Origin of the sequence: Ferrovum sp. (assembly GCF_027317285.1) — a bacterium.
Classification (GTDB): domain Bacteria; phylum Pseudomonadota; class Gammaproteobacteria; order Burkholderiales; family Ferrovaceae; genus Ferrovum.
Window position 1 is genome coordinate 26,659 of the sequence record NZ_DAHVHV010000022.1, and the last position, 6,323, is coordinate 32,981.

At 61.6% G+C, this 6,323-nt stretch carries 7 protein-coding genes; 1 reads left to right on the forward strand and 6 read right to left on the reverse strand.

All coding sequences use genetic code 11. The annotated features are described in order from the left end of the window. Window positions 1-21 precede the first annotated feature (21 nt). Window positions 22-747, reverse strand: coding sequence for a peptidoglycan editing factor PgeF (gene pgeF, locus M6F29_RS06515; protein WP_298158028.1), 726 nt, complete (start codon window positions 745-747; stop codon window positions 22-24). After that, entirely contained in the window at window positions 740-1,726 is a 987-nt protein-coding gene (locus M6F29_RS06520) for an RluA family pseudouridine synthase (RefSeq protein ID WP_298158029.1), read from the reverse strand. Before M6F29_RS06520 ends, pgeF begins: the two co-directional genes overlap by 8 nt. On the opposite strand from M6F29_RS06520, the gene bamD reads away from it, so the two are divergent. Further along, the gene (gene bamD, locus M6F29_RS06525) at window positions 1,725-2,549 is read left to right on the forward strand and encodes an outer membrane protein assembly factor BamD (RefSeq protein ID WP_297481548.1); all 825 of its coding nucleotides are present in this window, start codon (window positions 1,725-1,727) and stop codon (window positions 2,547-2,549) included. The genes M6F29_RS06520 and bamD overlap by 2 nt on opposite strands. Here the strand turns inward: bamD and ftsB are convergent. The 4 genes from ftsB to pyrG all read right to left on the reverse strand — a co-directional run. Continuing rightward, complete coding sequence (gene ftsB, locus M6F29_RS06530; protein ID WP_298158030.1) at window positions 2,543-2,863, reverse strand: cell division protein FtsB; 321 nt, start codon at window positions 2,861-2,863, stop codon at window positions 2,543-2,545. The genes bamD and ftsB overlap by 7 nt on opposite strands. A 15-nt stretch (window positions 2,864-2,878) precedes the next feature. Continuing rightward, window positions 2,879-4,162: a phosphopyruvate hydratase gene (eno, locus tag M6F29_RS06535; RefSeq protein ID WP_298158031.1), complete on the reverse strand. Its 1,284-nt coding sequence runs from the start codon at window positions 4,160-4,162 to the stop codon at window positions 2,879-2,881. A gap of 53 nt (window positions 4,163-4,215) precedes the next feature. Further along, entirely contained in the window at window positions 4,216-5,058 is an 843-nt protein-coding gene (gene kdsA, locus M6F29_RS06540) for a 3-deoxy-8-phosphooctulonate synthase (protein WP_298158032.1), read from the reverse strand. Further along, on the reverse strand, window positions 5,055-6,323 hold a 1,269-nt coding region (gene pyrG, locus M6F29_RS06545; protein ID WP_298158033.1), incomplete at its 5' end, for a CTP synthase. The genes kdsA and pyrG, both read right to left, overlap by 4 nt.

The following is a 6,323-nucleotide window of genomic DNA, read 5'->3' on the forward strand; positions in this document are numbered from 1 at the left end:
TATACGCTTCCCAACCCCATCTCATGGCTGCTCCGCCATCCAGACGACGTGCCCCATGCGCCCCGCCCCCGGCCCCTCCTTCCGGTAGGAGTAGAACAGTTCGTTTTCCCGGACCGTACAATGCCCCCCGCCATAAATCCGGGTGACTCCCAACCGGGCCAGGCGCAGGCGCGCCAGCGCCGGAAGATCCGCCCACCATCGCCCCTCCTGGCCGGGACGAAAGGCCTCTCCGGCTTCGGGCTGAGAGCGGAGAAAGTGCGCGCGCACTTCCGCGCCCACCTCGAAGGCCTGTGGCCCGATGGCCGGTCCCAGCCAGGCCAGGACCCCTGCGGGGTCCACTGCCATGGCCTGCAGGGTATGCTCCAGCACGCCGGCGGCCAAACCCCGCCATCCCGCATGTGCCGCGCCCACCACGGGTTCCCGTTCATGACAGAAAAGCACGGGCAGACAATCTGCCGTCAACACAAGGCATCCGATGCCGGTCTGCCGGGTGACGGCGGCATCTGCGCCCTCTTCCCGCTCGTCCCGATCCGTTCTGACCTCGACCCCGTGCACCTGGGTCAGCCACCACGGCCGTATCCGCAGGGTTTGGGCCAACCATTGTCGGTGTTGGTGCACCAACTCGGGGGCCGTTGACCCCTGCAAGCCCAGATCCGGACCCCGTCGGGTGCTCCAGGTCCGGACCCAGGGAGGGGCGGGCCAATCGGCCGGTCCTCCCGGCAGGGGCGTGACGGTTCGTTCACGCATGGGTGGCTTCTTCCAGAACCTGGATCAATCGGGCCATGTCTGCGGCCATGGGAATCTCCCAGGCGCAGGGCTGCCGGGTATCGGGATGCAGGAAGCCCAGATGAAACGCATGCAGGGCCTGTCGCCCAAAGTCTCGCAACGCTGCGCTGCTGCGCTCATCGAGCGCGATACTTTTACCCTTGTAGACGGGGTCTCCCGCCAGGGGAAACCCCAGGTGCTGCATGTGTACCCGGATCTGGTGGGTACGCCCGGTTTCCAGACGACATTCCAGCAGGGTGTGACAGGACAGGCGCCGTACCACCTCGTAGTGCGTGACGGCGGGGCGCCCTGCCGTCGTAACCGCCATGCGGGTACGCTGCGTGGCGTGGCGGCCGACGGGCACTTCTATCCGCCCGCCCGCCGGCACCTGGCCCTGAACCAGCGCCCAATAATGTCGGTGCACGGTGCGTGCCTGCAACTGGCGCACCAGCTCTCCATGGGCCGCCAACGTCCGCGCCACCACCATCAACCCGCTGGTATCCTTGTCGAGGCGGTGCACGATGCCGCTGCGGGGCACCTGCGCCACCGCCGGGTCATGAAACAGCAAGGCATTCTGCAGCGTTCCATGCCGGTTGCCATGCCCCGGGTGCACCACCAAACCCGCAGGTTTGTGGATCACCCTGAAGGATTCTTCCAGCGCCACGGTTTCCACGGGGAGATCCTCCGGGACGACTTCTTCCGAAAAAACTTCCGGCTCGGTCTCCAGCCACAGGTTTTCCCCCCCGCAGACGCGCGTCTTCTGCTGCGCCAATCCCTGATTCAGCCGAACCCGTCCCGCTTCGATCTGAACCTGCCAGCGCGACCGTGACCAGTCGGGGAAGAGACGGGCCAGCACCTGGTCGAGACGCAGCCCCCCGCATTCCACGGGAACCGTCAATTCCAGCGGTTCATTCTCTTCAGGACTGTTATAATGGGAAGATTGCATGGTGAGAATTTTCATGAAACACTGCAGTGTACTCCGAAATGTTGCCCTGACTCTCGTCGTGGCCCTGGTGGGCTGTAGCGAAATGGAAAAAGCCGATGACCCCACCAAAAACTGGTCGGCAGCCAAACTCCATAGCGAAGCCAAGAAAGACCTGCAGGAAGGCAACTATGAGCAGGCTGCCAAACTCTACGAATCCCTGCAATCCCGCTACCCCTACGGCACCTATTCCACTCAGGCCGAACTGGAGCAAATTTACGTTTACTACAAGCAACATGAATCCGCCTCGGCGGTCAGCGAAGCCGACCGGTTCATCAAGGCGCACCCCAATCACCCTGCCGTGGACTATGCCTATTACATGAAGGGGCTGGCCAACTTTAGCGACGACCTGGGGATTTTTGGCATTTACACCGACAGCGATCTGGTGCAGCGGGACACAAAGCCCACCAAGGATTCCTTCGACGCCTTCCGTGACCTGATCACCCGCTTCCCCAACAGCCGTTACGCCCCCGACGCCATCGTCCGCATGAAATACCTGGTCAATTCCCTGGCGCGCAACGATGTGGCTGTGGCGCGCTACTATTATCGCCGTCAAGCCTATCTGGCCGCAACGGATCGGGCTCTGAATATTCTGCGGGACTATCCCCGCACCGCCGCCCAGGAAGATGCACTCGACATCATGGCACGCAGTTACGATGCCATGGGGCTCAAGGACCTGAGTCAGGACACGGTGCGCGTCCTCAAACTGGATTTTCCGAACAGTCATTACCTGACCGCACAGGGCGATCTGGCCAAAAAGCCCGAATGGTGGCGCTTCTGGCAGTCCAGCGCCAATCAGTGAGAAGGGACCACCGGCGGTGGGTGTGACGTCACCGTCCAGTACTGGTAAAACACCTCGTCCGGGCGCACCATCCCCAATTCGTGACGCGCCCGTTCTTCAATGGCGTCAGACCCCGACTTGAGATCCGCCACCTCGGCGCGCAAGGTTTGATTTCTTCTTTCCAGCGCCTGATTCACGGCCCGTTGCCCCTGAAGTTGGTGCTTCAAATCCTGGCGCCGGACCCAGCCCCCCTTCCCCAGGATCAATCCATACCCCAAAGAGAGAATCAGACCGACCATCAACCAGCGGATCAGGCGGATCGTGGTCGGTGACATGGCTCCACCCCGCGGTCAGCCGCGCCGGGCAAACACAGCGGATCCCCCGTAGGTCGCCACCGATCCCAGGGCTTCCTCGATCCGCAGCAACTGGTTGTACTTGGCCAGACGATCAGAACGTGACAGGGACCCCGTCTTGATCTGTCCTGCCAGACTGGCAACGGCAATATCCGCAATGACCGTGTCTTCGGTTTCGCCCGAACGGTGGGAAATGACATTGGCATAGCCCGCTTTCTTGGCCATTTCGATGGCGGCAAAGGTTTCCGACAAGGTTCCGATCTGATTGATCTTGATCAAAATCGAGTTGGCGATGCCCTGGCGAATGCCCTCGGCCAGAATCTTGGTGTTGGTGACAAAAATGTCATCCCCCACCAACTGGATGCGCCGGCCCAGGCGCTGGGTCAACAGACTCCAGCCAGCCCAATCGCCCTCGGCCATGCCATCCTCGATCGTGACGATCGGATAGTTATCCACCCATCGGGCCAGATAATCCACCAATTCAGCAGAGTCCAGCACTTTCCCTTCCGCCTCGAGGTGGTAGCGCCCTTCCCGGTAAAATTCCGAACTGGCACAATCGATCCCGATGGCCACCTGTTCACCCGGACGGTAACCTGCCGCTTCAATGGCCTGCATGATCAGTCCCAGACCGGCTTCATTGCTGGGCAGGCGCGGGGCAAACCCCCCTTCGTCTCCCACCGTCGTCGGCATGCCCTGACCATCGATCAACTTTTTCAGGGCATGGAAGACTTCCGCACCGTAGCGCAGGGCTTCCCTGAAATTCGGCGCACCCACCGGTACGATCATGAATTCCTGCATGTCCAGGCCATTGTTGGCGTGGGCTCCCCCGTTGATGACATTCATCTGGGGAACCGGCAACTGGACCGCGGTTGCGCCGCCCAGATAGCGGTAGAGGGGCAATCCCGTTTCCTCTGCCGCCGCCTTGGCCACCGCCAGCGACACGGCCAACAGGGCATTGGCTCCCAGACGCGCCTTATTCTCGGTCCCGTCCTGCTGGATCATGATCTGGTCGATTCTGGCCTGATCCGTCACCTCCCAACCTGCCAGGGCTTCGAACAGTTCACCGTTGATGTGGGACACTGCATTCAGAACCCCTTTGCCCTGATAACGGGCGGCGTCTCCATCGCGCAACTCGATGGCCTCACGACTGCCGGTGGAGGCTCCGGAAGGCACGCCGGCTCGACCGCGCGCGCCCGTCTCCGTGATCACCTCGGCTTCCACCGTGGGGTTTCCCCGTGAATCCAGTATTTCCCTTGCCTTGATTTCTACGATTGCGCTCATGCCTGCTTTCCCGTCCTTGACCTGCTCAAATTAATCGGTAGCCCCAACCCCTTTCAAGGGGACAGGGTCAGTTCACTCAATCCACGCTGTTTGACCAGAGCATCCAGCGCCATCAAAGTTTCCAGCAACTCGCGCATCCGCCCCAGGGGCCAGGCGTTGGGCCCATCAGACAGGGCCTGTTCGGGACGTGGGTGGGTTTCCATGAACACGCCCGCCACCCCCGCCGCCACCGCCGCACGCGCCAGTACGGGAACGAATTCCCGCTGACCTCCGCTGGCCCCCCCCAATCCGCCGGGCAACTGGACCGAATGGGTGGCATCAAACACGACCGGACAGCCCGTCTCCCGCATGATCGCCAGCGCACGCATGTCGGAGACCAGATTGTTATAGCCGAAGCTGGCTCCCCGCTCGCAGACCAGGATATTGTCCCGACCACTGGCGGCACGCGCCTTGTCCACGACGTTTTTCATGTCGGCGGGCGCCAGAAACTGCCCTTTCTTGATATTCACCGGCTTGCCCGCCGCCGCCACCGCAGCGATGAAATCGGTCTGACGACAGAGGAAAGCCGGGGTCTGCAACACATCCACCACCGCAGCCACGGCGGCCACCTCCTCCCGCTCATGCACGTCCGTCAAAACGGGGATCTGCAGATCGCGCCGAATGTCCGCCAGGATATCCAGCCCTGCCGACTGTCCCGGCCCCCGGAAGGATTTCCCCGAACTCCGGTTGGCCTTGTCGTAGGATGCCTTGAAAATTAAGGGGATCCCCAGAGAACTGGTCATCTCCTTCAACTGGCCCGCCACTTCAAAGGCCAGGTCACGGGATTCGATCACGCAGGGACCGGCGATCAGGAACAGCGGCTGGTCGAGACCGACTTCAAAATGAGCGATCTTCATGAGGCTACAGGCTCTGAAACGGCCTGATGACGCGCCAGGGCAGCCGCCACAAAAGCGGTAAACAAGGGATGTCCGTCACGGGGCGTGGAGGTGAATTCGGGATGAAACTGGCAAGCCACGAACCAGGGGTGGCCCGGCAATTCGATCATTTCGCACAATCCCTCCTGCCCCGATTTTCCGGAGAAACGCAGGCCCGCCTCGGTCAGCGCGGCCACGTACCGGCTGTTGACCTCGTAGCGATGGCGATGTCGCTCGACGATGCGGGGCGTTCCATAAATCCTGCGGACCAGGGATCCCTCTTCCAGCAAGCATTCCTGCCCCCCCAGCCGCATGGTCCCGCCCAGATCGGACTGGACCGAACGCTGTTCCAGACGCCCATCCGCCGTGCGAAATTCGGTGATCAGGGCAATCACGGGGGCCGGGGTCAAAGGCATGAACTCGGTGCTGTGGGCTTCCGGCAACTGGGCGCAATGGCGGGCAAATTCCACCACCGCCAACTGCATGCCCAAACAGATGCCCAAAAAGGGCAGGCGGCCTTCGCGGGCAAACTGAATGGCGCGAATCTTTCCTTCCACCCCACGCTTGCCAAAGCCCCCGGGGACCAGTACCGCATCCATGCCCGCCAAGGTATCCAGGCCCTCGCTTTCCAGACGCTCCGAATCCACATAGTGGATATGGATTTTGGTCCGCTGGTGAATTCCGGCGTGGATCAATGCTTCAGAAAGGGACTTGTAGGATTCCGTCAGGTCGACATATTTTCCGACCAGAGCGATATTCACTTCATACAGGGGGTGTTCCAAAGCCTCGACCAGGGCGTCCCAGGAGGACAAATCGGCTTCCGGAACCTCCAGGGCCAGTTTTCGGCACACGATGCGGTCCAGATGCTGACGGTGCAATCCGCCGGGGATGCGGTAGATGCAGTCCACATCCGGCGCAGAAATGACGGCTTCCACGGGAACATTCGTGAACAGGGCGATTTTGCGTTGTTCGTCGGCAGGCACGGGGCGATCCGCCCGGCAGATCAGGACATCCGGCTGAATGCCGATCTCGCGCAACTCCTTGACCGAGTGCTGAGTCGGTTTGGTCTTGATTTCTCCCGCAGAAGGCAGATAGGGCAAGAGGGTCAGGTGAATGAAACAGCATTCCTCACGGGGGGCTTCCACCGCCATTTGACGAATGGCTTCCAGAAAGGGCAGGGATTCGATGTCCCCCACCGTTCCCCCGATTTCCACGATGGCCACCTGGGCATCCCCGGCCCCCTGGCG